At 68.9% G+C, this 24,904-nt stretch carries 23 protein-coding genes and 1 pseudogene; 8 read left to right on the plus strand and 16 right to left on the minus strand.

Going from position 1 to position 24,904, the window contains the following annotated elements:
* Positions 1–153, minus strand: a pseudogene (locus tag ACIRPP_RS29590) (HNH endonuclease); the annotation flags it as partial.
* Positions 154–552: 399 nt separating this feature from the next.
* Between ACIRPP_RS29590 and ACIRPP_RS29595 the strand changes: the two are divergent.
* From ACIRPP_RS29595 to ACIRPP_RS29605, 3 genes are all read left to right on the plus strand, one after another.
* A complete protein-coding gene (locus tag ACIRPP_RS29595; RefSeq protein WP_403649063.1) occupies positions 553–1,269 on the plus strand; it encodes a PIN domain-containing protein in 717 nt (238 codons plus the stop codon).
* Positions 1,270–1,542, plus strand: coding sequence for a hypothetical protein (locus ACIRPP_RS29600; protein WP_403649067.1), 273 nt, complete (start codon positions 1,270–1,272; stop codon positions 1,540–1,542).
* A 180-nt stretch (positions 1,543–1,722) separates the two neighbouring features.
* Positions 1,723–2,121 (plus strand): hypothetical protein, encoded by a 399-nt coding sequence (locus tag ACIRPP_RS29605; RefSeq protein ID WP_403649070.1) that lies wholly within the window; start codon positions 1,723–1,725, stop codon positions 2,119–2,121.
* Positions 2,122–2,261: 140 nt separating this feature from the next.
* Here ACIRPP_RS29605 and ACIRPP_RS29610 read toward each other — a convergent pair whose 3' ends face one another.
* From ACIRPP_RS29610 to ACIRPP_RS29620, 3 genes are all read right to left on the minus strand, one after another.
* Entirely contained in the window at positions 2,262–3,998 is a 1,737-nt protein-coding gene (locus ACIRPP_RS29610) for a hypothetical protein (protein ID WP_403649073.1), read from the minus strand.
* A 219-nt stretch (positions 3,999–4,217) separates the two neighbouring features.
* Positions 4,218–4,481 (minus strand): hypothetical protein, encoded by a 264-nt coding sequence (locus ACIRPP_RS29615; protein WP_403649076.1) that lies wholly within the window; start codon positions 4,479–4,481, stop codon positions 4,218–4,220.
* The gene (locus ACIRPP_RS29620) at positions 4,478–4,783 is read right to left on the minus strand and encodes a DUF6247 family protein (protein ID WP_403649079.1); all 306 of its coding nucleotides are present in this window, start codon (positions 4,781–4,783) and stop codon (positions 4,478–4,480) included. Before ACIRPP_RS29620 ends, ACIRPP_RS29615 begins: the two co-directional genes overlap by 4 nt.
* A 105-nt stretch (positions 4,784–4,888) precedes the next feature.
* Here ACIRPP_RS29620 and ACIRPP_RS29625 point away from each other — a divergent pair, with 105 nt between their 5' ends.
* Positions 4,889–5,662, plus strand: coding sequence for a DUF4145 domain-containing protein (locus tag ACIRPP_RS29625; protein ID WP_403649082.1), 774 nt, complete (start codon positions 4,889–4,891; stop codon positions 5,660–5,662).
* 87 nt (positions 5,663–5,749) lie between these two features.
* On the opposite strand, the gene ACIRPP_RS29630 is transcribed toward ACIRPP_RS29625, so the two are convergent.
* The 5 genes from ACIRPP_RS29630 to ACIRPP_RS29650 all read right to left on the minus strand — a co-directional run bounded on the left by ACIRPP_RS29630 (position 5,750) and on the right by ACIRPP_RS29650 (position 11,009).
* On the minus strand, positions 5,750–6,307 hold the full coding sequence (locus tag ACIRPP_RS29630) for a hypothetical protein (protein ID WP_403649085.1): 558 nt from the start codon (positions 6,305–6,307) through the stop codon (positions 5,750–5,752).
* Between the two features lie 174 nt (positions 6,308–6,481).
* Positions 6,482–7,042, minus strand: coding sequence for a telomere-protecting terminal protein Tpg (tpg, locus tag ACIRPP_RS29635; protein ID WP_403649088.1), 561 nt, complete (start codon positions 7,040–7,042; stop codon positions 6,482–6,484).
* A 235-nt stretch (positions 7,043–7,277) separates the two neighbouring features.
* Complete coding sequence (tap, locus tag ACIRPP_RS29640; protein WP_403649091.1) at positions 7,278–9,410, minus strand: telomere-associated protein Tap; 2,133 nt, start codon at positions 9,408–9,410, stop codon at positions 7,278–7,280.
* A gap of 511 nt (positions 9,411–9,921) precedes the next feature.
* Positions 9,922–10,089, minus strand: a complete 168-nt coding sequence (locus ACIRPP_RS29645; protein ID WP_403649094.1) for a hypothetical protein — start codon at positions 10,087–10,089, stop codon at positions 9,922–9,924.
* Between the two features lie 59 nt (positions 10,090–10,148).
* Complete coding sequence (locus ACIRPP_RS29650; RefSeq protein ID WP_403649097.1) at positions 10,149–11,009, minus strand: helix-turn-helix transcriptional regulator; 861 nt, start codon at positions 11,007–11,009, stop codon at positions 10,149–10,151.
* A gap of 1,128 nt (positions 11,010–12,137) precedes the next feature.
* Between ACIRPP_RS29650 and ACIRPP_RS29655 the strand changes: the two genes are divergently transcribed.
* The 3 genes from ACIRPP_RS29655 (at position 12,138) to tcmP (ending at position 15,596) form a co-directional block, all read left to right on the plus strand.
* Positions 12,138–12,341 carry a hypothetical protein gene (locus ACIRPP_RS29655; protein ID WP_403649100.1) on the plus strand — a complete coding sequence of 68 codons (204 nt, stop codon included), beginning with the start codon at positions 12,138–12,140 and terminating at the stop codon, positions 12,339–12,341.
* Between the two features lie 183 nt (positions 12,342–12,524).
* Positions 12,525–14,300, plus strand: a complete 1,776-nt coding sequence (locus tag ACIRPP_RS29660) for a hypothetical protein (protein WP_403649102.1) — start codon at positions 12,525–12,527, stop codon at positions 14,298–14,300.
* A 165-nt stretch (positions 14,301–14,465) separates the two neighbouring features.
* On the plus strand, positions 14,466–15,596 hold the full coding sequence (tcmP, locus tag ACIRPP_RS29665) for a three-Cys-motif partner protein TcmP (RefSeq protein ID WP_403649105.1): 1,131 nt from the start codon (positions 14,466–14,468) through the stop codon (positions 15,594–15,596).
* 45 nt (positions 15,597–15,641) lie between these two features.
* On the opposite strand, the gene ACIRPP_RS29670 is transcribed toward tcmP, so the two are convergent.
* The 7 genes from ACIRPP_RS29670 to ACIRPP_RS29700 form a co-directional block, all read right to left on the minus strand.
* Positions 15,642–16,388: a DUF5131 family protein gene (locus ACIRPP_RS29670; RefSeq protein WP_403649108.1), complete on the minus strand. Its 747-nt coding sequence runs from the start codon at positions 16,386–16,388 to the stop codon at positions 15,642–15,644.
* A gap of 411 nt (positions 16,389–16,799) precedes the next feature.
* A complete protein-coding gene (locus tag ACIRPP_RS29675; RefSeq protein WP_403649111.1) occupies positions 16,800–18,986 on the minus strand; it encodes a hypothetical protein in 2,187 nt (728 codons plus the stop codon).
* A gap of 774 nt (positions 18,987–19,760) precedes the next feature.
* The gene (locus ACIRPP_RS29680) at positions 19,761–20,057 is read right to left on the minus strand and encodes a helix-turn-helix transcriptional regulator (protein WP_391967004.1); all 297 of its coding nucleotides are present in this window, start codon (positions 20,055–20,057) and stop codon (positions 19,761–19,763) included.
* A 101-nt stretch (positions 20,058–20,158) separates the two neighbouring features.
* Positions 20,159–21,067 carry an NAD(P)/FAD-dependent oxidoreductase gene (locus ACIRPP_RS29685; RefSeq protein ID WP_403649114.1) on the minus strand — a complete coding sequence of 303 codons (909 nt, stop codon included), beginning with the start codon at positions 21,065–21,067 and terminating at the stop codon, positions 20,159–20,161.
* Positions 21,064–21,654 (minus strand): isochorismatase family cysteine hydrolase, encoded by a 591-nt coding sequence (locus ACIRPP_RS29690; protein WP_403649117.1) that lies wholly within the window; start codon positions 21,652–21,654, stop codon positions 21,064–21,066. Before ACIRPP_RS29690 ends, ACIRPP_RS29685 begins: the two co-directional genes overlap by 4 nt.
* Complete coding sequence (locus tag ACIRPP_RS29695) at positions 21,651–22,820, minus strand: helix-turn-helix domain-containing protein (RefSeq protein ID WP_403649120.1); 1,170 nt, start codon at positions 22,818–22,820, stop codon at positions 21,651–21,653. Before ACIRPP_RS29695 ends, ACIRPP_RS29690 begins: the two co-directional genes overlap by 4 nt.
* Positions 22,821–23,027: 207 nt before the next feature.
* Positions 23,028–23,783 carry a GntR family transcriptional regulator gene (locus ACIRPP_RS29700; RefSeq protein ID WP_164444062.1) on the minus strand — a complete coding sequence of 252 codons (756 nt, stop codon included), beginning with the start codon at positions 23,781–23,783 and terminating at the stop codon, positions 23,028–23,030.
* A 404-nt stretch (positions 23,784–24,187) separates the two neighbouring features.
* On the opposite strand from ACIRPP_RS29700, the gene ACIRPP_RS29705 reads away from it, so the two are divergent.
* A complete protein-coding gene (locus ACIRPP_RS29705; protein WP_164444061.1) occupies positions 24,188–24,796 on the plus strand; it encodes a hypothetical protein in 609 nt (202 codons plus the stop codon).
* The last annotated feature ends 108 nt before the right edge of the window (positions 24,797–24,904 follow it).

Below are 24,904 nucleotides of genomic sequence, written 5' to 3' on the forward strand. Positions count from 1 at the left end.
GCTCAGGTTGCATGCCGGGCACAGCGCCTGGCCGTTGACTACGTCGGTAGGGCCGCCATGCGTCCACGCCTGTTTGTGGTCGGCGTGCCATCCAGGCAACAGGGGGGAGCCACAGGCTCCGCACTTGCCCCCAGAGGCGAGAAAGAGCGCCACTCGCTCACTCGAGTTGAATGACCGACGTGAGTCACGGAAGTCTTCGGGCAACGCGGAACCCCTCTCGTAACAGCGCCGTTACGACGTGTCAGTAAGCCTGCCAGAGGGGTCTGACAATCGGGTCACCCTCACGACATTTGGTGCGTCAGCCTTTGCAGGCGTCGCTGGACACAGCCGGCCATCTCACCAGCCGCGGCGCCCAGGACGCCCCAGACCATCTGCTCCGCGTGCTCGGGCAGCGCGGCGAGCACCTTCGCCTTCGGTAGGCCGGCGGGAGAATCTCCTTCTGCGGCATCCACCGATGATGGACCACCCCACTGACATCCCCGGCCCTGCCAAGTCCTGCCGCCGGGGAAAGCCCCTGCATCAAGGACCTGTTGGAGGGCCTACGCTCCCGTCATGTACAGCAGCGCCTATCCCGTGCCGTTGACCGGCAGCGGCTTCCGGCTCGGAGTCTTCGACACCTCGGTGCTCACATCGGATGTCACTGCGGCCCTGAAACGCGGCCAGCCGTCCTCGATCCTCGCCGGGATGCGGCACGGGACGCTGCGCGGGTTCATCCCTCACTACGTGTGGGCGGAAGTCCCCCGTGTGCTGGCCGACCGCAAGCGCGAGGGCGGCGCCTTCGATCTCGCCCGAGCGGAGCGGCTGTGGTGGCAGCAGTACGTGCCGCTGCTGCACGTCGTCTGCGTGGACGGGCTGCCCATGACCGCGGCCGCCCACAAGCTCGCCCACGAGGACCTCAGCGACGTCGGCATCCTGCAGCTCGCCGGCGTACTCGCCCCCGTCGTCCTGCTGGCCGCCGATCGTGACCTGATCCGCCAGGGCGTCGCCGTGCCGAACTGGGAAGCCGTACGGGGCGTGCTGGGTAGGATCGGCAAGGCGGAGGCAGGCATGCAGGGCAGCACCACCACGATCGTGGGAGCCGGGTACGGCCTGGCCGGAGCCGTGCGGCTGGCACGAGCCCACCCGGTGGCCGCCGGAGTGGCGGTTGCCGCCGCCAGTGTCTACGCGTACCGCAACCGCAGTCGGCTCTCCAGCGACACCCGCGCGAAGCTCGCCCGGTTCGGCACAGAGGCTTTCAAGATCCTGGGCGAGCCGTTCGTCCAGCATTAGGTGCACGGACGCGACTGGACCCAGGCCCAGCGCGGCACCGCCGGGGACGACGTGCTCTCGCAGGTCGCCCGCCTGCTCGCCCGCGCGCCCGAGCCGATGACCCGTACCGACATCCTCGCCGCGCTCCCGGCTTCGGTGCGGGAACCGCACCGCCGGCAGATGGACGGGCTGGGGCGGCTCCTGCACCGCTTCCCCGCTTTCCACCAGGCAGCACCCGACCGATGGCAGCTCGGCAGGAACAACATGCAGATCACCGCACCGCCCTGGGCATAGCGGCGGCACGTCCGATGCGAAACGGCTCCGTTGTCGACAGCACTGTTCGTGCGAGTACCGCCACCGCAGTCCGCCGACTTCACTACGGTCAGCGCATGACCAGTGACGGTGTAATCGTGGACGAAGCAGTCCGCGCGGCATGGGACTCGTACCGGGTCTTAGAGAAGTGTCCAGGCCGCGATGGACACCTACGGCCAGGAGGAAGTGTCCCGGGGCACGGTCTTCCTGGTAAGCGTGCTGACCGCGCACATCATCGGCCAGCAGGACGGCGAAGAGGAGGGCGGCCTCGATCCGCTCAGTGATCTGATCCCGGCCGTGATCCGCAAGCTGCCCGGCTTCGAACTGGCCGACCCCGCCCGTATACCGATGGTCACCGGCGTCCTCATGGCCGCGGCGATGGGCATGGACACCGTGGCCTGGCGCGACCAGTTCGGGACGATCCCGGCGAAGGAGGCGCTGGTCCACAACTTCGCTCTCTGGCTGCTCGCGGACCTCTTCGACAGTATGGTCGAACAGCCCGGCGCCACCGACCTGCTCATGCGGGAGACCTTCAACTCCCTCGCCTCCGACCTCGGTTGATCCCCAGGCGCTGCCGCACCGGGCAGCTGCGGGTCACGGGCATGAAGTGCCGCCCCGCGCCAGGGTCGCCGACGGATCGCGGTTGTGGCGCTCCCCTTTCCGGGGCGGATGGATATAGGGCGTGCCCGGCGCCGTGCGGCTCAGGCGGCCGGGCTCAGGCCCGCTGTGGTCATCGGACGGGAGGCGGCCTTGAGTCGCATCCGTTCCTTGACCACGTCTTTGCCCTGGAAAGCATCCCAGTACGAGTGGGTGACGATGGTTGTGGACAATTCGAGGCACTCCTGGCGCAGCCGGGCGACGGCGGCCTTCTGCTCGTTGGTCCATCCCGGGCTGGGCTCCCGGCCTCCGGTGATCTCGCCGGTATGAGGGTGTTCGATGCCGGGCCAGCCCTCCGCGGGTTCCACCGACCAGGGCAGGGACCGCAGCAGCGCCGACAGCTCCGCGGTGGCTTGGTTCAGGCGGGTCCGGGCGGCGAGCAGGTCGCTGGGAAAGGACGTCTCAGCCATGACCGAAACGATACGCGTGTTCGAATCTGGTTCGGTGTTCGGCGCGCCTGTACGGGGCGCGTCCTGAGGGGCTTGCCGGTCCTCTACAGCGGGAGCACTGACCGGCTCTGCAGCCAAGGACGGGACGGCGGGCTGCGCCGCCTGGTCACGCCGAAGAACCTCGGTCTCGCCTTCCCCAGGCTGCGGCTGGCGGAGGACCGGCGGGGCACACTGCGGCGCGAGCTCCGCCGCGGCTGGGTGCACGGGAGGCTGGGGCCTGTCGACGGTGATGGAGAGCTGCGCGAGGCCGCGTCGGGGTAGCGGGGCGCTTGGCGTCCACTTTTCCTCTCCGAATCGGCAGGACAGCTCCGCTTCCTCACCAGAGAAGTGGATCGCATCGCCAGGTTCGACGACTCCCTCGGTCGGCGGCTCTTCGATCGGCCGGTACCCGGACCACGTGGCCCGGTCCCGGGCAGGCACCCACATGTATGTACCAGCCCGCGGGCTGCGTTGTGAGGGGATGAAGAGCGGCACCACGGTTCCGGTGGCCGCGCCGATCAGCGTCTGGCCGATGGTGACGCCCTGGGTGTTTCCGGCTTCCCCGGTCCAGCCCGTCCCTTCGTCGTCCAGCCGCCGGGGGGTGTCCCACTGCAGGTGCACCCGGCCGCAGCCGGTCTTCACCAGCCCGTCGGGGCATGGACGCTCGGCCGCCGCTGTGCAAGCCCACTCGACGAGGACGCGGTACCCGCCCATCAGGGGAAGATCGGTGGCATTGCTGATCTGCCGCCACGTTGCCGGCCGGGTCAGCATCCAGTTCGCTCGGTCGACGAGGTGGAACTTGTCGTTGTCGGTGATCCAGTTGGCGGTGAGCCCGGCGCTGGCGTGTGCTCGGGACCGGCGCAGGACCGTCCCGGGGCTGGCGTTGTAGTACTGCGCCTCGCATCCCAGGTTCAGCCCTCCATCGCCGATGACGGTCACGTCCGGCCGGGACGTTCGGAACTTGGTCGCTTTCTCCACGTCGTACCGGATGCCGGCCGCGTCACAAGTCCGGGCCACAAACTCCTTCATGGCCTTGTGCCGGTCGCTCTCCTCCGGCGTCATCTCGTGGGACGTGGGCAGGTGCGCCGCCCGCAAGCGCACCAGGCCATCGGGGCCGCGATGCTTCCGGACGTACATGAAGCGGCTCTGCACACCGTTCTGCTCTGCCTTGCACACGCGGCCTGCCTGGCTTTCGACGCACTGCAGCAGGAACCGGTCGCGTTCGGCGATCGGGCGGAGCAGCGCGTCGATCAGGTCGGGCACGAGGTGTCTGCTGTCGCGGGGGAGACCAAGGTCGTCCTTGTCGAGTGCGAGGACTTGCTGGAGTTCCTCGTGCCAGACGCCGTTCGCCAACGTGCACCGCCTTCGCTTGGGAGGACTTCCCTTCGAAGATAGAGCCGGGCACTGACAATCCAACAGATGCCGGATGATAATAAGGAATTCCGGCAATCTGGTTCGTCCCGGATCAACGGGTTCGGTGTCGGCTCCTACGGTCGCTGACCGAGTTCCTGTCACGCTGGCGACATCCCGTCCCTGGCCGCTGTATGCCGGGGTCGGGCTCCTGCACCGGGGCTATCCGAGCCAGGTGATGGTCAGGACCGACAGGCGGTGCAGGGGCCGGTTCACCCAGTACGTGAGGGAGAGCTGGCCGACGGAGGCGTGGCGGACGTCCTCGCCCTCGGGATCGTCGGCGTTCCACTGCCCAAAGCCCCACGGATCGGCCGCAGCGGCGTCCAGGACGTCCCACACCATGTCTTCGATGTGCTCGGGCAGGGTGTCGAAAACCTTCGCGGCCGGGGCGGAGAAGCGGATCGCGTACGGCTGCTGTTCGGTCACCGGCGCCGCCCGCGGAGCTCCGCCATGTCGATGAAGTCGCTGTCGTCGTAACCGGAGGCGACGAACGCGTCGACGGCCGGAGCGGAGGCGAGACGGCCCTCCCAGTCCTGGAGGACCTCGTACAGCGGCGCGAGGGAGAACGTGCGCCTCGATTCCTCGAGGGCGGCCGCCCACTCCCGCTCGAAGGCCGGCACCCAGGTGTCCGCGCGCCGGTCGGCACGCAGATGGGCGAGGAGTTCGGCCGGCGCCCCGGGCGCGGGGGCGTACGGCGTGACGGGTACGTGATCAGGCTGCGCGCTCATCGGCCCCTCCTGGCAGGTCGTACCTCAACGGTAGTGGGGCAGCCGCGGCCCCGGGGCGAGGAAAATGGTAAGCAGTGTGTCAGTGCCGGGGTGTATCCAGGGGGTGTGAACAGCACCGGCATACAAATCGACGATCTCAACACCACCCAGCCGAGGGGTGTCTGCCCGCACTGCAAGCGAGGGGTGGGCTTCAGGCGTAAGGACCGCCGGACCGTGTTTCCCGAGCTGGTCCCCGGGCGGGACACATCTGGCGCTGACTTCTCCGGTGGAACAAGTCGTACTGCCCCTCGGCAGCCCGAGCGGCGGCAGGTGGATGAGTACGTTTTGGAGTGCCAGCTGTGCGGGAAGACCTGCGTCTTCTTCGCCTACTGGGGGCCAGACCCATCCACGTGGTCAGACCCGCCGACCAGCGAAGAACTCAAGAAGGTCAAGGTTATGACCGTCGAGTTGGTCCATCCCCGTCAGGACGCCAGGAAGTTGCACGAGGCGGCCCCGGCCAAGATGCGCGATCTGTTCGGTGAAGGAGCGCGGTGCGAGGCCGTCGGTGCGTTGAGGGCTGCGGCGGGGATGTACCGGGCTGCCGTCGAGGAGCTGTGCCGGGACAAGCAAGCAGCCGGGAACAAACTCTTCGATCGGATCGACGGACTGAGCGCTCAGGGTGTGCCGCCAGAGATCGTTGCCGACCTGCACGAGGCCCGTTCACTGGGCAACTGGAGTTTGCACGACGGGGTGTCCTTCTCCGCTGAAGAGGTCGCAGACGTAGCACTGTTGATCGAAGAAGCCGTCACGGTGGTCTACGTGCAACCGGAGGAACGTGCGGCGATGCGCGCCGCACGCAAGGCGCGCCGCGACCAGCATCGCCAGGCACAGAAGAACTGACTTTCGGTAGGTGCGATATCTGGGCTCCCTCGCCTACCGAAGGTGGGCGTGAAGTGGGTCCGTGAGCCAGCCGGGGCAATGCGGCGCTCAGCGACTGTCCAGCGAATCGATCAACTTGGCGAGGTTCCGCACCGCACGGTCGGAGGCCCCCCGGGCTGCCAGAGCTCCCAGGATGACGTCTCGCTCGAGGTTCCCTGCGCTGCGCAGGCCCTGCAGGATGCGTCGAGCCTGCTGTTTACCGAAGGAATCGCCGAAGCCGTTGTTCTTGTAGAGGTCCAGCCGACCAATCGCTTCCGCCACCTCGGAGTCGAACGGCACCGGCTGTTCATCGGGGCGAGTGAGGTCGACAGCGCCGAGCTGTCGCGCCCAGCCCTGGAGGGGAAAGCCGTGGATGCTCTCCACGACAGCGAGCGATGACCCACGGGCAAGGCGTGCGGCGAAATCGAGGGTCTTCTCATCCGGGACGTAGGCGAGGACAGGTCCGACACCGCGGGCTATGCGATCCCGGGAGGCACGCGGCGTCGTGACAGCGTGCTCAGCGGCAAAGCGCCGCAGGGAGGGGACCTGCTGCTCGACACCGAAACCGTTGAGCACAAGCACTCCGGTGGCGCCCTGCTCATGGCATTCCTGCCGGACCCAGTCCACGGCCAGGCTGGCCGCGTTTCCCAGTCGCGCTGCGGGTCATCATCGGGCACCCATGCCGCCCGCAGGATCTTGGTCGCCCTCGCCACGGTCGTGTCCTCTCTACCCCTCGGTGTCCGCGCGGAAGCACGGCCTGGCCAATCACGGTATCTGTGATGGCCGTGAATGGGTTCAGAATTAGTAATCGAGATCCAGGTAGTCAATGTCGTTGATGGCTACATCCGACAGCCCCATGGCGCGACCACCACCATCCTGGAAATAGATTTCCTTGAATCCTTCGGCGATGATTCCGCGCATCTGCTGGTCGCTGGCCCCCGCGTTGCGGGCGTCGAAGAGGCGCTGCGCGTACTCCGGGGGAAGGTGCACGGTGAGTCGCCGGAACCGTCCGTCGTCGGTCGTGCCGACCGGCGCGGTGTAGCCGAACCGGGCCCGGGTCTCCACCGTGATCCCGCCTGTGGTGGCGGCCTGGCGCTGCCGGCGCTTGCGCACCAGCGGCTGCCACCGCTTCCGTACGGCGTCGTCAATCTTCGCGGCGACGTCGGCGCGAGCGTGCTTGCGGGCGCCGCGCCGGTAGCGGTTGACGGAGTCGGCGGTGACCCCGAGCTCCGCCGCCACGGCCTTCGCACTGCCGAACTGCCTGATCAAGAAGCTGATCTGGCCCTTGAGGGTCTTGGGCGGCTCCTTGGTGAACGCCTCCCGGTCGGCCCGCTCGATGGCGTCCTCGATCTCTCCGGCCACGCTCTAGCTCCCTTCTCGGTGGTGAGGTCCTGGCCGTCGGGGTCGACCAGGTGGATCCAGGTCTCGCGCGTCTCGCGCAGGTCATGCCGCCACAGCTCGAAACGAGGCGAGGCCCGGTGGGCACGCAGGAAGAACTGCAGGGCCTCCATGCGCGCCTGAAGGCGGTCCAGCGTCCGTTCCCGCTCCGCGTCAGCCTCGAGGGACCGTGCGCCGCTAGCGTCCGTGGCCACGGCGGCTACTCGCCCTCGTCCTGGACGGCGTCGCCGCCCTTGATGTGGCGGGCCGGGTTGAGGCCCTTCTCCATCAGGTCGATCGCCCAGAGCATCTCCTGGACGCCCTCGAGCTTCGCCAGGCCCGGCGTGGGCCCGAGGCGGAAGCCGCCCGGCTGCGGCTTGCCGGAGGCCGCGTAGGGGAGGAAGTCCAGCGGGCTCGCGCCCGGCGAGGGGTAGACGACGCAGTCGGAGAGCACGGCGAGCGGGTACAGCCCGGTCATCTTCGCCATGTTGTTGAGTTTGCGGTGCATGTTGACCCGGGCCTTGCTGATGACGGCGGCCCGGATGTCGGGGCGCCAGGTCGGCCGCTGAAGGGCCGGCCACCGCTCGCCCTCCTTGTAGTGCTTGCCCTGCGGACGCTCGCGGAGCTTGCCGACGCCACCCTTCACCGTGGCCTTGATGGCCGCAAGGACGGCAGCCAGGGCCGGATCGACCTGCTTGTGCTGCTCCATCGCGGCAAGGAACTGGCGGTCGTCCAGGTACTTGGTGACGCCGAGGTCGGCGAGGGTGTCGACGTACGCGTTCTTGAGCCGGTCGTGCCACGGGTCCAGGTACGCGCCGGTCTCGCGGCGCAGGTACGCGTCGATCGGGTGGACGTCGTAGCCGAGCTCCTGGGCGTAGGCGACGGTGTGCGTCTGGTACCAGGCCGGGCCCGTCGGACGGGAGCCGTCCGGCGTGAACGGCGAGGGCAGGCGCGGGTCCAGCTCGATGTGGGACAGGTCGACCAGCCAGGAGCCGGGGATCTTCGGGTTGAACTTCGGGGCGTGGAAGTGGTCGGGCGCGCTGAGGCCGACGACCAGGCGGGCCGCGGCGGCGAGGAACGCGGTGTTGAGGTCCAGGCCGACCGCGAAGGGCAGCAGGCACTCCTCATCGCTGAGCGAGTTCACCGGCCGCACCCACTGGTACGCCTCCTCATTTAGGAACCCGCCCGTCCAGCCGGACTGAACGACGACCGGGTGCTCCGGGGTGGCCTCCGGCGGCGCCGGGTCCATCGGCTCCGTCCCCAGCGAGCCCGGGTTGTGACCGGACACCCAGTTCCCGGTCTCCGGGTCACGCTCCGGCTTCGTCGGCGGGCGCAACGCCGTCATCAGCTCCAGGCCCGAGACCGCCGTCGAGCCGCGCGGGGTGATGACCCGCTGGGCGTAAACCCCGAGGACGCGGGCGATGTCGGCCGGCTCCATCTCGCTCACGCCGGGCCAGGAGCGCTCATCGAGGGCGTCCCACGACAGGATCGCCAGCTGCACGCACTGCCGGTCGCGGCCCTGCGCCTTGCGGTAGATCCGCGCCCACGGGCCGAACCCGCGCTGCGTGAGCTGCCACTTGGCCTTCGCTACCTGCTTGACGACCGGGTGGTCCTCCGGCAGGCGCAGGGAGCGGCGCTGCTCGTGGCCCTCCAGGCGCTCGGGCAGCCCGAGCTTCACGGCGGCCGCGGCGGTGAGCACGATCAGCGGGTCGGAGTCCTTGCCGTAGCGGTTGAGCTTCGGCGCACCGAGGCCGGACTCGCGTAGCGTCCACTCCACCAGCTCCGGGATCGTGGTCGCCGGGCAGTCCAGCACGATCCCGTCGACGCCGTACGCGGAGCCGTCGCCGTCCAGCACGGCGAGCGGCCCGTGCGGGAAGCGCGGGTCGACAGCAGGCTTCGCCGCCTTCCTCGCCGGGCACCGCGACGAGGCCGGCCGCGTGGCCGGACGGGCGGGGCGCTCGGGCGCGGCCTGGGCGGCGGGAGCCTCCACCGGCGCCGGGGCCGTCGCCTCGGGCGCGGCCGGGCCCGTGAACGTCTCCGGCGTCACCAGCTGCGGCGCGGCGGCCGGAGCCACGGGGGCGACAGGCGCGGCGGGGGTGCCGTGGGCGGGGTACTTCGCCGCCCACCCCTTCAGCAGCCGCTGGTACGCCTCCAGGCGCGGCGACTTCGGCTCGGAGCGGCCGTTCTCCCAGTTCTTCACCGTCTGCGTCGTGGTCTTCAGCGCGGTCGCGAGGCGGGCCTGGGTGATACCGGCAGCCTCGCGGAGTCGGGCGCGTTCGGCTGGGGGCGGGAGCTGCGGCTCCTCCTCCAGCAACGCGTCGATGTTCGCGAACAGCTCTTCCTCGGATGCCATACGTGAATCTCCTCTCGCGCCCCGACCCTAGCATTATTTAGCCTAGACTTTAACCCGTGTCTTTAACCCTGTCAGAGTTATCTTGCGGCGTGAGGTGGACGCCCGGAGCAGGCCCTGGCTCACAGCTCACAGGCTCCGCGTGCGCCGCCCTCACCTGGGGAAACGCGGTGTGAGGCTTATAGATGGCGGACCGAGTTGCCGAGAGATCACCCCGTTGGCCGGGCGGGCTTGCTGGGGTGGCGACCCCGGCGGATCAGAGCGAGGCGCAGACGTGGTCGGAGCGGGCGCGGCTGGGTGTTGTCGAGACCCGCCGGGCGCACTGGCCGGGACGGTGCGGATGCACCGGGAGCCGGGCCTGGCAGGTGAACGAGCAGGAGGCCCGCGCCTTCGGGATCCGCCAACGCCCCATCGTCATCCGGCAGCAGTCGTAGGCCCGCGCCGATTTCGGCGCGGGCCTACGGAGTGTCGGTGCAGTCTTGGCGACCACAGCGGTGTGCGCGTGCCCGCCGACTTAAGACAGCTGGTGCTGAATCCACCAGAACACCAGGCCGACGAGGCCGGCTCCGGAGGCGTAGGCAGCACCGCGCAGGGCGCTGGAGAGCATCGCGCGTAGGCGGCGACGGACCCAGGCCGCAAGCCTCTTCAGCAGGCTTGGGGCATGCGGGCTGAGATCGGACATGAATCTTGGATCTCCTCGTGGTTCACGAAGTTGAGGGGCCCTGAGGGCGGGGAGGATGTTCAGGCTTCGTGCCGGGCGCAGCTAGGGCACCCGCTGTTGCCGGCGATGACGTCCGCGTAGCGGATTCGGCTGATCTTGCGGCACGACCGTCGTCGACACCGCACCGTCCAGGGCACCCTGCTCCCCCGGAACCGCTCTTGAGGGATGAGCCCGGCCTCACGCACTCGGCGCTCCGCCTCGGCCGCAGTCAGCGCCCCTTGACGGGCGTCACCTGTGGTATCGCGTCGGCTCTCGGCATGGCGCACCCGGTGCCAGGCCTCGGCCCAGAGGCGGAAGCGCTTCTCTGGTACCTCGCAAGCAACGAGGTACGCGAACAACTGCTTCTCGGATGCGACTGACTGGTCTCGCTCCCGGATCCGCCACGCCGTCGACCGGGACAGTGGGCCGAACTCACGGCTACGGGCCCTGGCCCGCCTTTCCATCTCAGCCAGGGACGGACAACCATTCATCTGCCACAACCGCCTCAACGCAAGCCCCAGTTCTGCGGAGTTCAAAATCTGAGCCGGCGGACGTGCGCGCGTCGGGTGCTGTTTGCGTCCGTGCTGCGATGCCTTCCTCCACAGCGACTCGATCTGCTCGCCGTCCAAGTGACAGACAAGCGCGATGGCATGTGCCATCTGAAGCGTCGGCAGGGCATGACCGGACTCAGCACGCTGGATCGTCCCGACGGACGTTCCGGCCTTGTCGGCAACCTGCTGGCGAGTCAGTGCACGGGCGGCTCTCCCCGCCCGCAGCGCTGCAGCCAGCTGGCCCTTCCAGCTTTTCGGGTTCGGAACGGGCGCCATTGGACGCCCCGTACGCGGCATCGCGGCTATCCGACCGCGGGAACCGAAGTCCGTCCTCCGCGATCCACGGTCCATATCAAGGCGTACTGCAGCATGACGTGCCCTTCCTCCGGAAACACGTACGGGTGCTGCGCACCACGACGGGCACCGGGGTCTCAGAACTCTGGCTCCAACCAACGCCGACAGCTCAACGGGTGGCTCCGCCGCGCTGCGGTGAACAGAATGGTGCCAGTGATCGGACCGCTCGAATGCCGATCACGAGTACTAAATTCGCATCTGTCGCATCCGGCGGAGACAGGGCCAACTGGCAAGTTCTCCCGAGCGCACCGCCCTACCAGATGAGCCTCTGACGCGACCTGTACCTTCTCGCAAGGGTCGCCACCTCAGCGTCAAGCCGTGGCCATCATTTCCAGGTACTTTCATCGAGTTCGTCCCACATCCGCTTGCTGTCATCGCAGCAGACTGCAACCATCCGCACATCTGCCCCTTCCGAGAGGCAGGCCCTGACCTCCTCTGGCTCCAACCAGTGAACAGGGACTTACCTGGAACGGGCGGTGGCTCGCCCCTCCAGCAGGCGCAGGCCGGGACCACCAGGTCCCGGCCGCGTTACTTCCCAGGCCGACCCCTTCGATGGCGCCGAACTCGGCGCAGCCTCGCCTTCATCCCGCACGGACAGCCCTTCGTCTGAGGCACGGCACACGGACGCCGAACCGTGTCAGGCAAGATCGCGCGGCTCCTGGACGAGAACACCGGGGCCCCAGGCCCATCTGAATGCCACGCACCAGGTGGCTGGCCCAGTCCACCCCGACAGCCAGCTACCGGCCTGAACATGTGTGCGTGTCGCGGGTGTTGGCGCGCTGTTCTTCCACTACAGTGCGGGGCGCGTGCGACATGCGTGAGCTTGGGATGCCGACGTGTCCCGGGTCGGCCGACAACAAGGCGCCCGAAGCTGGCTTGAGCCTTATTGCGCTGTCTGAGTGGCCGTTGCGGGGCCCGTGGCTGATGCCTCGAGAGCCCGATTGTTGAGCCCACGACCCCCTGCTTCCGAGCTCACCGGGATGAACAGCCATAGAGCGGCCCTGGCAAGGCGTCGAGACCAGTGAACGTCGGCACGGCCTCAGCAAGACCCCATGTAGGCAACGTGGTGGTCGGGCTGAGAGCCGTGTGCCCCCGGTCCGGCCATCGGAAAGGTCATCCGGACCGTTGAAGTTCAACCCGTCGTTCGGCGTCAAAGTGCTGCTGGTCGTGATCTGCGCCCTGGTCTCGATAATCGTGGCCACCGGCGCTGGAATCCTCACTTACACCACCGGGGTGTCCCCGGCCGAGGCCGTTCTGTCCGCAGGGGGCGCCTTCGCTGTTTCCATGACGCTCGGGCTCACGACGCTGGCCGCGCTCGGCCTCGTCTGATGGCCGGCCCGGCTGGTCTCGCGGCAGCGGACCTGCCGGGTCACTTCCCCTGAACCCCTGAGCGATCTGACGGCGCAATTCACCGTTCCGGGCCGGTGGGCGGCCGTCACCGCGTAGCGTCACCCCCAGCTATGCAGTGACCAGACGGTCACACGGAGTCGCAGCCTGGGAGGGCCGAAGAGCATGGTGAACGCCGGGACGTACTGGCTGTGGCAGCAGCTCGCCGTGAGCGAGGCACTGCCGGACGAGGCGCTCCCCACGGTGGTCGAGGCGCTGTGCTCGACCTCCCGCGCCCCCTACGGCGTCGACAGCCGCGGCGAGGAACGCCGTGCCAAGGCCCTCGCGGACGCTCTGCCTGTTCTGCTCAGCCGCGTCACCCGCCCCGGACTGCGCCGCCAGCTCCTCCAGCAGGCCGACGACAAGCAGCTCGCCGAACTCGCCAGCCAGGGCGTCGTTGTGGCCGGCGACCTGCCGGCGATCCTGCGCACCCACCGCCCGACGCCGGGCCTGGTCATCGGCCTGGCCCGCCACCCCGACCAGGTCAACGCCGCGATCGGCCTGCTGTCCGGCATGCACGACACCGACCTCGAGGACGTCGTCACCGACTGGGACCCCAACCGCCACCGGTACCGGCCGGACGCCGAACCGGCCCCTCCCATCCCTCCGGCGCTCTTCGACGCGGTCCTGGAGCACGCCCTCACCCCGCTCGCCCGGCTACTGAAGGATCCGCAGCACGAGGAATGGCAGTTCGCGCAACGTGTCGACCGTGGCCTGCCCCACGAGTTCGGGGAAGGCGCTCCCTGGCGCATCCTCGCAACCTGCCCCGACCGCTGGCACGACCTGGTCGAACACCCCACCCTCGGCACCGCCGTCCAGCACCTCCTGCTGGACCAGGCCGAAGTCGAGGCACGCCGCAGCCGCATGATGGCGTCCAGCAGCTCCTCCCTCACCGCAGACCCGGACGACAGCCCGTCCGAACAGCCCAAGCCGGAGCCTGCTCTCGATACCGCCCTGCTGCGTGCCTGCCTGCCCGCCCTGGGCCTACCGGAGATGGCCGGCCTGCCCAAGCCGAGCGTGAACGCCCGCCACCGGCTCCACCACATCGCCAACCGGGTCCGCTACAATCCCCGCCTCACCGACATCGCAGCCACCCAGCTGCAGGCGGCCGCCGACGAATGCGTCCGCCGCGGCCGCCTGCTCACCCCACCGCGCAACGACGACCACAAGCACCGGGCCGTCGCGATCGCCGAGGACCTGGCCCTGCTCAGCACCAACCCCACGCACCTGGCCAAGGCCTGCGCGCTGCTGGCCACGCTGGAACAACCCGCCGTCGTCTCCACCCCGCCCAGCCCCCGCCTGTCCCGCATCACCGCCGACACCGACCTGCTCAGTCCGGTCCGTCTCCTGGAGCACAACTACCAGCACCGGCGCGTCGCCGCGCTGACCGCACTCGCCGGCAACCCGCACACCCCGCCCGCCGCGGTCACCGACACCCTCCCCGGGCTGCACCCGCTCGAACTCGCCTGGATCGGCCACCAGAACGACGTCCCCGACTGGCTGCACACGGCCGCGGTCGCCCTCGCCCCGGCCGACACCAACGAAGCCGTGCTGCGGCTGCTCACCGACGAGGAGCTCGACCGTCACCCCGACCCGGCCGCCGTGCTGCAGTCCTGGCTCGACGCCCCTGAATCCGAAGGGCTCTGGTCACGTCGGGACGTCTACCGCGCCGTCGTGAAATCCCGCTACCGCACCCTGGAGCACCTGCGCCAGATCCCCGCCGACGAAATCCTCGCCCGCCACGAACCCGAAGTCGCCCTGAAAGTCCTGCTGGACCACTGCGGGCGCAGCACCGACCGGTGGGAAGCACTCGCCGCCGCCATGACCTTCGACTACGACCGCGAGAAGATCACCTTCGGAGAGCTCCTCGACTCCCTGGCCGGCGCAACCGCAGAAACATAGGGGAACAGCACAGCGCCACGGCGCTCCCCACAGCGGGCAGTGCCTCTTGCTCTGCTCCCACCGGTGCCTCACCATCTGTGATCAGACAACTACGGCGAACCTAGGGGTGGGGCGATGTCGTCGGGTACAGGCGGGGATTACTGGGCGGATAAAGCGCTTCCCAGCGTGTTCAAGCACGATCTCCTCAAGCGGTATCTGCCGCAGTTCGGCGGAATGACGGGTACGCATTCCCACGACAAGCGCGTCGTCTACCTCGACGGATACGCGGGTGAAGGCCGCTATGAGAACGGCGACCCGGCGTCCGCGGAGATTGCGCTGAAGGTCGCTTCGTCCCTGCGTCATAAGCCCGGGCTCACGTTGGAGTGCTTCTTCTCCGAGCCCCAGGCAAAGTCGTTCGACCGGTTACGCGAGGTCGTCCAGCACTACCTGGCTCGCGGTGTACGGGCGCACGCTCATCGCGGTGAGGTCGACGGTGTTCTTGACCAGGTCGTTCAGCGGGCCGTCCGGGAGCCGCTGTTTCTCTTCCTGGACCCGTGCGGGCTCGTTCTGCCGCAGGACCGCCTCGTCGATGTCCTCGCACGTAAGCGTCCGCAGAAGTGGCCCCCGACTGAGCTGCTGATGAACTTCAGCATGATGGCCGTGTGGCGTCTGGGTGGGCACGTCCGCTCCCCGAAGGGCAACGAGAAGTCTCTGCAGCGGTTCGACGACGTGTGCGGCGGGACCTGGTGGCGGGAGTACTTCGCCGACGCGGTGGCCTCCCGCAACAAGGACGGCGCGGCCGAGGATGCGATCGAGGCGGTGGCGGCCGAGTACGCCCGCCGTCTGGAGCGGCGTACCGGGATGCTTGTGCAGTCCGTGCCGGTGTCGCACTCGCCGCGCAAGCGGGCCGTGTACCGGCTTGTGTTCGCCACCCGTAGCCCGTATGGGCTGTGGGTGTTCGGCGACACCGTTGCCCGGGCCCGGGCAACGTGGTGGGAGACGCTGGAGGAGCGTGAAGAGGACGACGCGCTGTTCTCCATGGCCTCGGTGACGCGCCCGGATCCGAAGGAAGTGGAGGCCAAGGCGGTGCCGGAGATCGCTGAGAACCTTGCGAAGCTTCTGGCACGGACCCGGCGGCCGGTCAAGCTCGTCGACCACACGCTGGAGGTCTTCGGGTCCTACTACGGGCAGATCACCGAGCCGGTGGTGCGCAAAGCGGTACAACGTCTGCACGAGCAGGGCGGGACGCCCAGCAACGGCGTGGGCGTGAAGAAGACCCGCGAGATCACCCTGTATCCCGGCAACCTCGCGGCCTGATGTGTGGCCGGGCCTGACCGTGCCCGGCCACAACGAGCAGACCGGTCAGGCCGCGACCGACAGCGGCATCTGGTCCCAGGTCCGGCCCTCCAGGAGCCGGCCGCCGGCCTTGGGGGTGCGCCCGCCCCACTGCTTGAAGAAGAAGGCGACGCCGGCATCCTGGCAGGTGTCGCGGATCTGAGTGACCCAGGCTTCGTCCAGAGCCCGGTGCCCGGGGCCGGACTCACCGCCGGCGATCACCCAGTGAATGCCGTCCAGACGCAGGCCAGCCAGTGGACCCAGCAGCGGCTCGCAGGACAGGAACCGTACGGCCGAAGGGACTTCACGCAGATCGTCCACGCGCGCCAGCTCCTTCTCGGTCTCCACCGAGACGCCCATCCAGACGTTGTCCGGCCAGTCGAGCTTGGGAGCGATTTGGCGCAGGCGTCGGGCCCGCTTGGTGAGGACCTGGTAGGTGTGTTGCGGGGTGTCGGCCATGACCTGGAAGACCTGGCGGACGAAATCGAGCGGCACCCGCGCGTGAAACAGGTCGGACATCGAGTTCACGAACACCGTGCGCGGACTCTTCCACCCGTAGGGAACGTTCAGAGCATCCGGGTGCAGCGTGACATCGAACCCTGGGCCCGACGTGCGGGGATCACCGTCGTTCTGGTATTTCTCCGCCCCCATCGCCTTCAGCCGCTTTGCCAAGGTTAGGGCGTAGCAGTTATCACAGCCGGAAGAGACACGATCACAACCGGTGGTCGGGTTCCACGTCGCCTCAGTCCACTCGATGGCGCTACGGTCGCTCACCGGATTCCTCCTGCTGTCGTGCACGCGGCCCCGCTGTCCACGGCGACCACACTGTGCTGGCTAACGATGCCGCCCCTACCGGGACACCGGGGCACGGATGCCGGTATCCGCACGCATTCGATCGCTTCTCGTAACCTCAAAATTCGAACCTCCGTTTGAGAACCTAATAGTTGGAACCAACCGCGTCGATGCCGCCCTCCTACAGGCGCGCTGCTCACGCCGTGGTCTGCAGCGCAGCCGACTGCGGCACGGTGGTTGCCGTCCCGGCCTCCGGGCAGTGCGTTCCACCTTGGTCTGGCGCAGGGCGGCGGCGTTGTGCGTGGCTCACCTCGATCGAGGCCGACGCGTCATCCGCTTCAGGGAACGCCCGGCGGCTCAGCTCCCACATCGCCGCCGTGTGCCGCTGCCCGTTCATGCCTGCCCCCACGGGGTGTAGCCGAGGTCCAGGTGACCGAGGCCCGAGAGGCGCTGCACGGTTGCGACGAACGACCTGGTGAACAGGCGCTGCGCGGAGTGCTCGCCGTACCGGGCGATGTGGTCGTGGACGATCTGGTGGTCGTGCGCGGCGCGGGTGCGCCAGTCGAGCACCTGCTCGCGGGTCAGGTCCTCGAGGACGAGCTCTTGGTCGTCGTCGACGTCCGCGACCTCCGGGGCCTGAAGCGCGGCGGCCGGGCGGGGCGTGGGCAGCACGACCGGGGCCACCGGCGTGGCCGGGACCTGGTCCTCGGGGTGCGAGGCCGCGGCTTCGGCACGGGCCTGAGCTGCGGCGGCCTGCCGGGCGCGGACCTGGTCCCACTCGTGCACCTGCGCCCACGCCCTGGCCGTCACGTCCTGGTGCAGCTGCTTGGCGGTGGCTGCCCGGCGTTCCGCCTCCGAGGCGCCGGGCATCGCGGCGTCGACGGCGGCCGCGACCGCGCGGCGCTGGTCCCGGCGGTCGGCCTGCTTCTCCTCGCAGCGCGGGCAGTCCTGGCCGGAGTCGAGCAGCACCCGGTCGTCACACCGTACGTCGCCGCACTGCTGACGTTGCGGCAGACCGACGCCGATCAGCCAGCCCACCGGGTCCTTGATCGGCCCGGCCAGTCGCATCTGGTCGGCCAGGCGCCGAGCGAGCCGGTCGGCGAGGACCTGCGGCGCGTCCGCACGGCCGGCGAACCCGACAACCCTGCCCAGCTCGCTGCGGGTGGCGACCTCCACCAGGCGGCGGGCGGCCGGACGCTCCAGGCGCGCCCACACCAGGTCCACCGGGGCCAGGACGGTCCGCAGATCCTCCGGCGGCAGCGGCACCCTCCCCCGCTGCTGCCTGCCCTGACCCGCACCGACCACGATCCGCACCGGACCGTTGGCCACCGGCCCGCGGCCGGGCTTCTCGCTGTTGATCGACGGGGATTTCTCCTGCTGTTCCCCGCGGAGCGGGCCGCCGTCCTCGCGCACGCACGCGCGGTCCGGCAGACTGTGGTTCCCACCACGGCCTTCGCCGGAAAAGCCACCAGAGAGCACAAGAGAACCACCGGGAGTAACCACAGAAGCGTGGAGAGCGTGGTGCTGTGCAGTTGCGGCGAGGTCTGCCGATCCGGCCATCCCGCCCTGTTCGGCGCCCTCCACCCCAGTCGTCACAGGGGATTCGTCGGTCTCGCCCGACTCAAGATCTCCGGATGCAGTACCGGCGAGGTCTGAAATCAGGGCCTTCGCCGCCCGGCGGGCCTCCCGCACGGCCACGCCGTGGGCCTTGGCAACCGGCACCAGGCGCACCCGCGACTGCGCGTTCAGGCCCGAGCCGGTCTCCTTGCGCACCACGTCCGCGACGCCGTGCTCCTGGAGGCGCTTGAGGACCTTCGCCCCGGCCGCCGCCGTGCAGCCCAGCAGCCGCGCGACCGTCGCCGCCGGACGCCCACGGCTGGTGTCCACCGACCCGGGGCACAGCTGCAGCCAGCCCGCCGAACCCGTCGTCAGCACCATCAGCAGCAGCCCGAGCCGGTCCGTCGCCGCGCCCCGGCCCGTACGACCGGCGAGCAGACCGGCCGGGACGACCGGCTTGTCCTTCGGTGCCCACCCGGGACCGAACAGCACCTCGATGAGGCTCAGCAGCACCGCCAGTTCCGAGCGGGACAGCGCCAGCGGGTGCCGCCGGTCGCCGGCCTTCTGCGCCCGGTACATCGGGATTACCCAGCACTCCAGGCCCGTCGCGTGCCCGAAGGCGTTCGTCGCGACGTTCGAGCCGAGGAACCCGGCGCCGCGCAGCTCGGGCAGCACCGTGTGCGCGACCGTCGACTGCGACACCCCCAGCCACCGCCCGAGCTCCGCCGCCCAGATCGACGTCTCGAAGTCCTTGCGCACATCCGCCTTCGCGGTCAGCACCACCGACGCCAGCCGCGCGCCGTCCGACGCACCGGCCAGCGCCGGGGACGTCACCAACGCGCGCACCGCCGCGAGTAGCCGGGCCCGCATCGTCTTCGACAGCTGGAGCGGGTTACCCAGCTCCAGCCGCGCGACCGGACCGGCCTGCGCCGGAACCGACCGCAGCCGACGACGCGACGCTCCGCCGGCGAACTTCGTGCGCGGGCGCGGGAGCACGGCGGCCGACGCCGCCACGGCGCTCACCGGCCCACCCGCACATGCGAGAAAGAGATCATCTCGGCAGCCTTGCGCAGGCCACCTGTGGACAGAGTCCGAGCAGCGGCGAACCCCCCGCTCCCTCCCGCCCGGCGGGCAGGAACTTCGGATCGTGTCCCGCCCCACGGGACGGAGCTCCGGAGCACCGCGGCGGCTGGCGCCGTCAGGAGGACATGGGCCCCCCTCTTGGTATTGGTGTCGCGGACCGGGGTCCGTGTGACACTCCGACCCCAAGAATCTTCGTGATTAATGGCGTGAACAGGGCAAACAGGGTGAGCGAATCTCGTCACGCGGGAAGGGCGGGGGGCTCGAACCAGGCTGAATCGGACACGGTCGAGCTGACAGAAGACACCGATCTCGTGCACTATGGCGGGGACACCAACCTTCATATGGATCGCCCCGACCGCGACCAGGCCCCTGCCAAGGGACCCGACCGCGGCGAGCGCTCTGTACGGATGGAGCCCCGAGCACCGACGGCCTGCCAAAGCCGCCGGAACCCGGGGTGACGCTGTGGCTCAACAGAGGCCCCCTGCCAAAGGGGCTCCTTAAAGAGCCGGGGTGGCCCGCTTGCCAAAGCGGACCGGGTGCCCGCCTGCCAAGGCGGGGTGTTGCTGAGAGAAGAACCAGCTCGATGAGCTGGAGCCCAGAACCGGCGCCAACCGGGGACTGGGCGGCCGACCTGATGGTCGGCGAGACGGGCCGCGCGGGGCCACAGTGGATTGCCCTCCACCTGATTGGCGCGCGCGGCCGATGGCCGCTAGGTCATCCCGACCCCCTTTCGGAGGCCGGCGTCGTGCTGCCTGCATTCAGCTCAGCGACCTCGGGGAAACGCTCCGCGAGCCCCTTGAGTAGGTGGATGTAGACGGCGCGATGGGGCCGCCTGGGGTGGGTCTGGCCCAGCTCCCAGCGGGCTACGGCCAGGCGTTTCACGCCCACGGCGTCCGCGACTTCCTGTTGGGTGAGCCCTGCAGCGAGGCGCAGCTGTTGCCGCACGCGCGGTGTCGGCAGGACGTCGTCGAGGAGAGCGTTGACCCGCTGCATGGGATCCGCGTCGGACATGCCCCAACCTCTCATGATCACCGATTCCCTGAAAGATACACCACGGGATCGATCTTGGCTACCACGCACGGATACGTCGATAGGGCGGTGGGTATCAAGCCTCAGCATGGCTTCAGGACCGAGGCGTAGTAGGACGCGAGCACAGCTTCTGCCCCAGAGCCCTGTGCCGTCGTGATGCGTTGGAACTGGGCCGACCGCAAGTCGCCGGCGACCCGGATACGGGGGTGCTGTTTGCCGGGAGGGCAGTAGCCGTCCTCGCTCGCGACGAGGCCCTCCAAACTTGCTGGTGCGTTGCCGAGGTTGTTCAACACCGTCTTGGCAACGTAGGACTTGTGCTCCCCCTGCCGGTCCTTGACCTGCAAGGTCCACTCGTCTCCATAGGCCAGGGGCGACAGGGCGACGTGAGCGACGGGCACGATGCGCACGCGCTCATCCCCCGCCACTTCGGCGATCTTGTAGTCATCCGCCGGCGGACAGAGGACATGAAGCGTCGTTGAGGAGTGCGGATGGGTGCGGAGCCACGTTCCGAGGGGACGGTCCCCTCCGAGAACATAGGTCCGGCCTGTTAGGTCTGCAGGCTTGGTGCGCCACAGCGGAGGAACGGACAAACGCGCTGGAGCGCTGATCCAGTCGGCATCGGGCGGGGCCAGGGTGGTCACGCCGGTGGCGACCACGATCAGCTGTGCGCTGAGTGCGCGTCCGTCCTCGAGTACGAGCTCCGCCCGGTCGTCGTAGCCGGTGACGCTGACCGCGCGGCCCTGCATGACGGAGCATCGGTCAGCCTGCTGTAGGCGATCCAGGTCGGCGGCAAGGGCTTCAGCAAGCTGGGGACCGGTCGACCAGTTGCCAGGGACGTTCTCCAGCGCCCCGATGACATGCAGCTTGCCGCTTACTGCACCGGCCTCCACGACGACCGTTCGAAGATTCAGGCTGGCCGCCATCACCGCGGCCGCCACGCCTGACGGGCCGGCGCCGACTACCAGCACATCTGTCTCGTGCGGTGTGTTCATGCGTGGGCTCCCTGGGTTCCGCTGATTCGGGACAAGACGACCTCGCTGGTGACCAGTTGCTCAGCGCCGATGTTTCGGGAGGCGAGCAGGAGCGCGGCGTCGTGGTAGCGGGCGCCGCCGGTGGAGGCGCAAGCGTCCGTGACGATCCACGGCCGGTATCCGGCCTGGTAGGCGGCAACAGCGGAATCGTAGACGCACGCGTCTGTGTCGATGCCGCACAGCACCAGATCGGTCCAGCCCGCCTCGCGGATGGTCCGGGCACCCTCGGGGGTGAACACTGACGACTGGGGCTTGTCGATGATCGCGGCGGCGCTGGCAACGAAGGGGACCAGGTCAGCAACGAGGGCTTGCTCTTCGGGAGTACGCAAGCGCGTCCATCCCGTGATCGTCTCGTACGGTGACCCGGGCTCGTTGTGGAACCGCGACAGCACCACGGGAGCGCCAGCTGCTTGCCAGCCCTCCACCAGCCGAACAACCGCGGGGATGACTCCGCGGCTGTGCTGGTTGACAAAGCCCTGCTGCACATCAATGACCAGCAGCGCTGTCGATCGAGGGTCCACCCACTCCGCCTTCCACATGGCCGTCACGGATTGCTGTCTCGGAGAGCGTCCTGGGCGGCGCGCAGCCGATCAGGAAGTTCGCTGGTGGCCAGGATGGCCTCGCGCATCACACGGTGTTGGGCGGTCTCAGTGGGGCGCGCGGTAGTGAGCCGGAAGTAGGCGCTGCGCAGAAAGCGCCAGCCGTAGGCCGTCGGCATCACCGGGTCCTGGCCGTCTTCGATCGTGTGCAGGATGTGCGACGAGAGAGCCCAGAGGGCCTGCACGTCGAGCTCAAGGGCCACAATCTGGCTCATAGTCAGAGCCCGTTCGTCCTGCTGCGGGTGATAGGCGACACCCGACCAGCCGACGACGCCGCGGGAGACTCCACCGTCGAACGTCACGGCCTCGGGGTGAGCCCAGCCGTCACGGAACTTGGCTTCCTCTACCCCCGGCCCGAGCGGCACCACATCTGCCGGATTCTGCCGGTTGACCAGCACTGATGGCGTCGCAAGCAGCTGGAGAGCCGTGTCCAGGCCAGCGCTTGACCAGGAATGCGTGCGGAGCTCGTAGGCCGACAACACATACTGCGGAATGAGCGACTGGGCAGGCTGCGCCTTGTCGTCGCCGTGGCGGGCCAGCAGGTGAGCCATCCACTCGCCTACCCAGCCCGGTTCCTTCAGGTAGGTGCGGTAACGCCACAACGCCAGCTCGGTCAACGACTCGAGACGGTGGTGCTCCTCGAGATGCACCACTGCGACACCGCAGGCGTAGATGTACACCGTCGACGACTGCGCGGAGTGATGGTCAGCCGGCAGGACTCGCTGCTTCAGGCCGCCTGGCCCTGGCTCGCTTGGCGAACCCGCAGCGTAGAGGGGCGCACTGCACTCACCGAGGTACACCGGCAAGAACTTGTGGGAGACGACCGTGCACGGTGCCGGACGCGCTGCCGACTCCGCGTTGAGGGGAGCTGCCGTTCCACGCAGCGCTGCCAGACGGAGGCTGAACGCCTCCTGCTCAGCCGGGGTGCACTGGAGGAGCGCCGTGTCCAGGATCTGCGCCATCTGGGGACGGCAGACGCTCGTCTTGTTCCGCTGCCAGTTCGAGACGGTCCGAGGGCTGATGCCGAGGCGACCGGCGAACTCGCGCACAGACGCTCGCATCACCGACCGCAACAGCAGCGCCTCCTCACCTGTCCACCTGTCCACAGCGATCACTACACACCCCCTTGGCGGTCACCTTCCAGGTATCAGCGGCGCTATTGCCACGCTGTTGCTACACCACTTCCACGGTCGGACATCTCGCTCAAGGCCCCTGGTGCGGATGCTGTTTCTTGTTGATCCACACCCGCAATTCCGGCCGGAGGAACCATGGCGATCCCGGGCACAACCCAGTGCCGCGCTCGCACCGAGTCCTGCGTGCCGTCAGGCATCGAACTCGTAGTCCAGGACGTACGACGCGGAGTCGAGAGTCATCTCGTTGACCTCAACAACTCGCTGTTGGGCGTCGAAGGCTGTCCGGCACATCTTCAAGACAGGACGCTCAGGGGACATGCCCAACGTGGCTGCTTCCTCAGCAGTGGGCAGCCGTCCGCGGATCTCCTCCCGGAAGCGAACCGGGCCGTGTCCGAGGTCAGCGAGGCGAGCGTAGGTTCCTCCCGGACCTGTGTCGGCCTGAGTGATCGCCGAACCTTCCACCAGGGCGTAGGGCAGGTACGAGGTGGCGAGCATGACCGGCCGGCCGTCCAGGACGAAGCGCCGGGACCTGGCGCAGGCAGTCTCGCCAGCGCCCAGGCCGAGCATTTCGGCAATGTGCGCCGGCGGAACGACCTCCTGTACGGACACCTGGTCGACCGTCAGGGGGCGGTCTTCGTCAGCCGACCAGATCGACTTACCGGCGCCCCACTGGTCTTGCGCCAGGCGCTGGATGCCGCGTCGCCGGATGGGGCGGAAAGCCTGGACGAACACCCCCGCGCCCTTCCGGGACTCCGCGAGCCCTTCGTTGGTGAGCGCACGCAGTGCTCGCCGTGCGGTCATCACGGCGACGCCGTACTGAGGCGCGAGGGCGTTCTCTCCCGGCAGTCGATCACCGGGTCGGTAGTCCCCTCGCTCGATCGCAGCCTTCAGCTCGTCAGCGATCTGGAGGTATCTGGGCTGTTCAGAGCCCTTTCCGCCTGCCATGTGTCTCCTAACTTCGCTAGCGATCCTAAGGGCTTCGATGCTCAGCGTCAGCTACGGCTCGCGACTCACATAGCGAGGAAACATCTCTATCGAAGTGCTTGACATCGATAGAGAGATCACGCACCATCGTACTGCAACTTCGATATCGAAGTTGCCCAGGTAGTCGTCCGCCCTCCGGGGCGGCCGGGGTAGCCCTCAGCTCGCTGGGGGCACGTCATCAGGCGAGCTGAGGACGCGAGAGCACCATCGAACTCCCCCGGAGCCTGACGGCCGCGACGACTTGTGTGCACGTTGCAGCGCTGTGCGCTGTCTGTCCTGCGGGACGCCGGCCTTGGGCCGTGCGGCCCGGAGGGCGGAGAGAGCATCGCGACGCCCCCCTGCCGCTCTGCCCGTGAGGAGTTCAGATGTCTGCTTCGACCCTTGAGCGCACCGCCCGGCCCCGCCGGAGCCGGACCCGTTCCCGCACTCTCAACTCCCGCCCGCCGCTGGCCCTGTCCGCCCTCAAGCCCCACCAGTACGACCTGCGCCGGGACTGCGCATCGCTGATCTGCCCCGACTGCGAGACGTGGGTGCCGATCACCGGCCTCCGGAGCACGGCGCCCAAGGTCGTGCCGCACGACACCGGCCGCACGTGGAAGGACGCTGCCGTCCGCTGCCGCCTGGGCAGCAACCGTCTGGTCACGGTCGACGTGACGGTGAAGAAGTGGCAGGAGCGCCTCCAGGACGGCCACACGGAGACCGGCCACCGCCGCCGGACCACCGTGCGGCGCAAGCCCAAGGTCGCGGTCACCCCGGCCGTCAGCCAGATCGCCGCGCGGAAGCAGGCGTCGGCGGCCGACGAGCGCGGCAACGACCGGCCCCTGTGGCTGCTGCGCAAGGAACAGTGGGCGGCGACCGAGTCCGCGGTCCGCGACGCCGACACCCTCCGCGCGCAGCTGCCCGCCGGTGCCGCGCCGCTGGGAGCGCCGCCGGTTCCGCTTACGACGCTGCACCCTGAGCGCCGCGCGAGCTGACCTGCTCCGGACGAACGACCACGGCCCCGGCCACCCCGCAGTGGGGCGGCCGGGGCCGTGGCTGCTCGTACAAGCAGTCAGCTCCCCAAGTGGGGAGTGATCGCGACA

The sequence above is a fragment of the Streptomyces sp. NPDC101219 genome, from assembly GCF_044767675.1.
Lineage (GTDB): Bacteria > Actinomycetota > Actinomycetes > Streptomycetales > Streptomycetaceae > Streptomyces.

Excerpts from the sequence above, each read along its gene's own strand:
- ACIRPP_RS29595 (WP_403649063.1), top strand. The coding sequence starts at position 553 with ATGTACAGCAGCGCCTATCCCGTGCCGTTGACCGGCAGCGGCTTCCGG.
- ACIRPP_RS29605 (WP_403649070.1), top strand. The coding sequence starts at position 1,723 with ATGGACACCTACGGCCAGGAGGAAGTGTCCCGGGGCACGGTCTTCCTG.
- ACIRPP_RS29620 (WP_403649079.1), bottom strand. The coding sequence starts at position 4,783 with ATGAGCGCGCAGCCTGATCACGTACCCGTCACGCCGTACGCCCCCGCG.
- tap (WP_403649091.1), bottom strand. The coding sequence starts at position 9,410 with ATGGCATCCGAGGAAGAGCTGTTCGCGAACATCGACGCGTTGCTGGAG.
- ACIRPP_RS29645 (WP_403649094.1), bottom strand. The coding sequence starts at position 10,089 with ATGTCCGATCTCAGCCCGCATGCCCCAAGCCTGCTGAAGAGGCTTGCG.
- ACIRPP_RS29650 (WP_403649097.1), bottom strand. The coding sequence starts at position 11,009 with ATGGACCGTGGATCGCGGAGGACGGACTTCGGTTCCCGCGGTCGGATA.
- ACIRPP_RS29660 (WP_403649102.1), top strand. The coding sequence starts at position 12,525 with ATGGTGAACGCCGGGACGTACTGGCTGTGGCAGCAGCTCGCCGTGAGC.
- ACIRPP_RS29680 (WP_391967004.1), bottom strand. The coding sequence starts at position 20,057 with ATGTCCGACGCGGATCCCATGCAGCGGGTCAACGCTCTCCTCGACGAC.
- ACIRPP_RS29685 (WP_403649114.1), bottom strand. The coding sequence starts at position 21,067 with ATGAACACACCGCACGAGACAGATGTGCTGGTAGTCGGCGCCGGCCCG.
- ACIRPP_RS29700 (WP_164444062.1), bottom strand. The coding sequence starts at position 23,783 with ATGGCAGGCGGAAAGGGCTCTGAACAGCCCAGATACCTCCAGATCGCT.
- ACIRPP_RS29705 (WP_164444061.1), top strand. The coding sequence starts at position 24,188 with ATGTCTGCTTCGACCCTTGAGCGCACCGCCCGGCCCCGCCGGAGCCGG.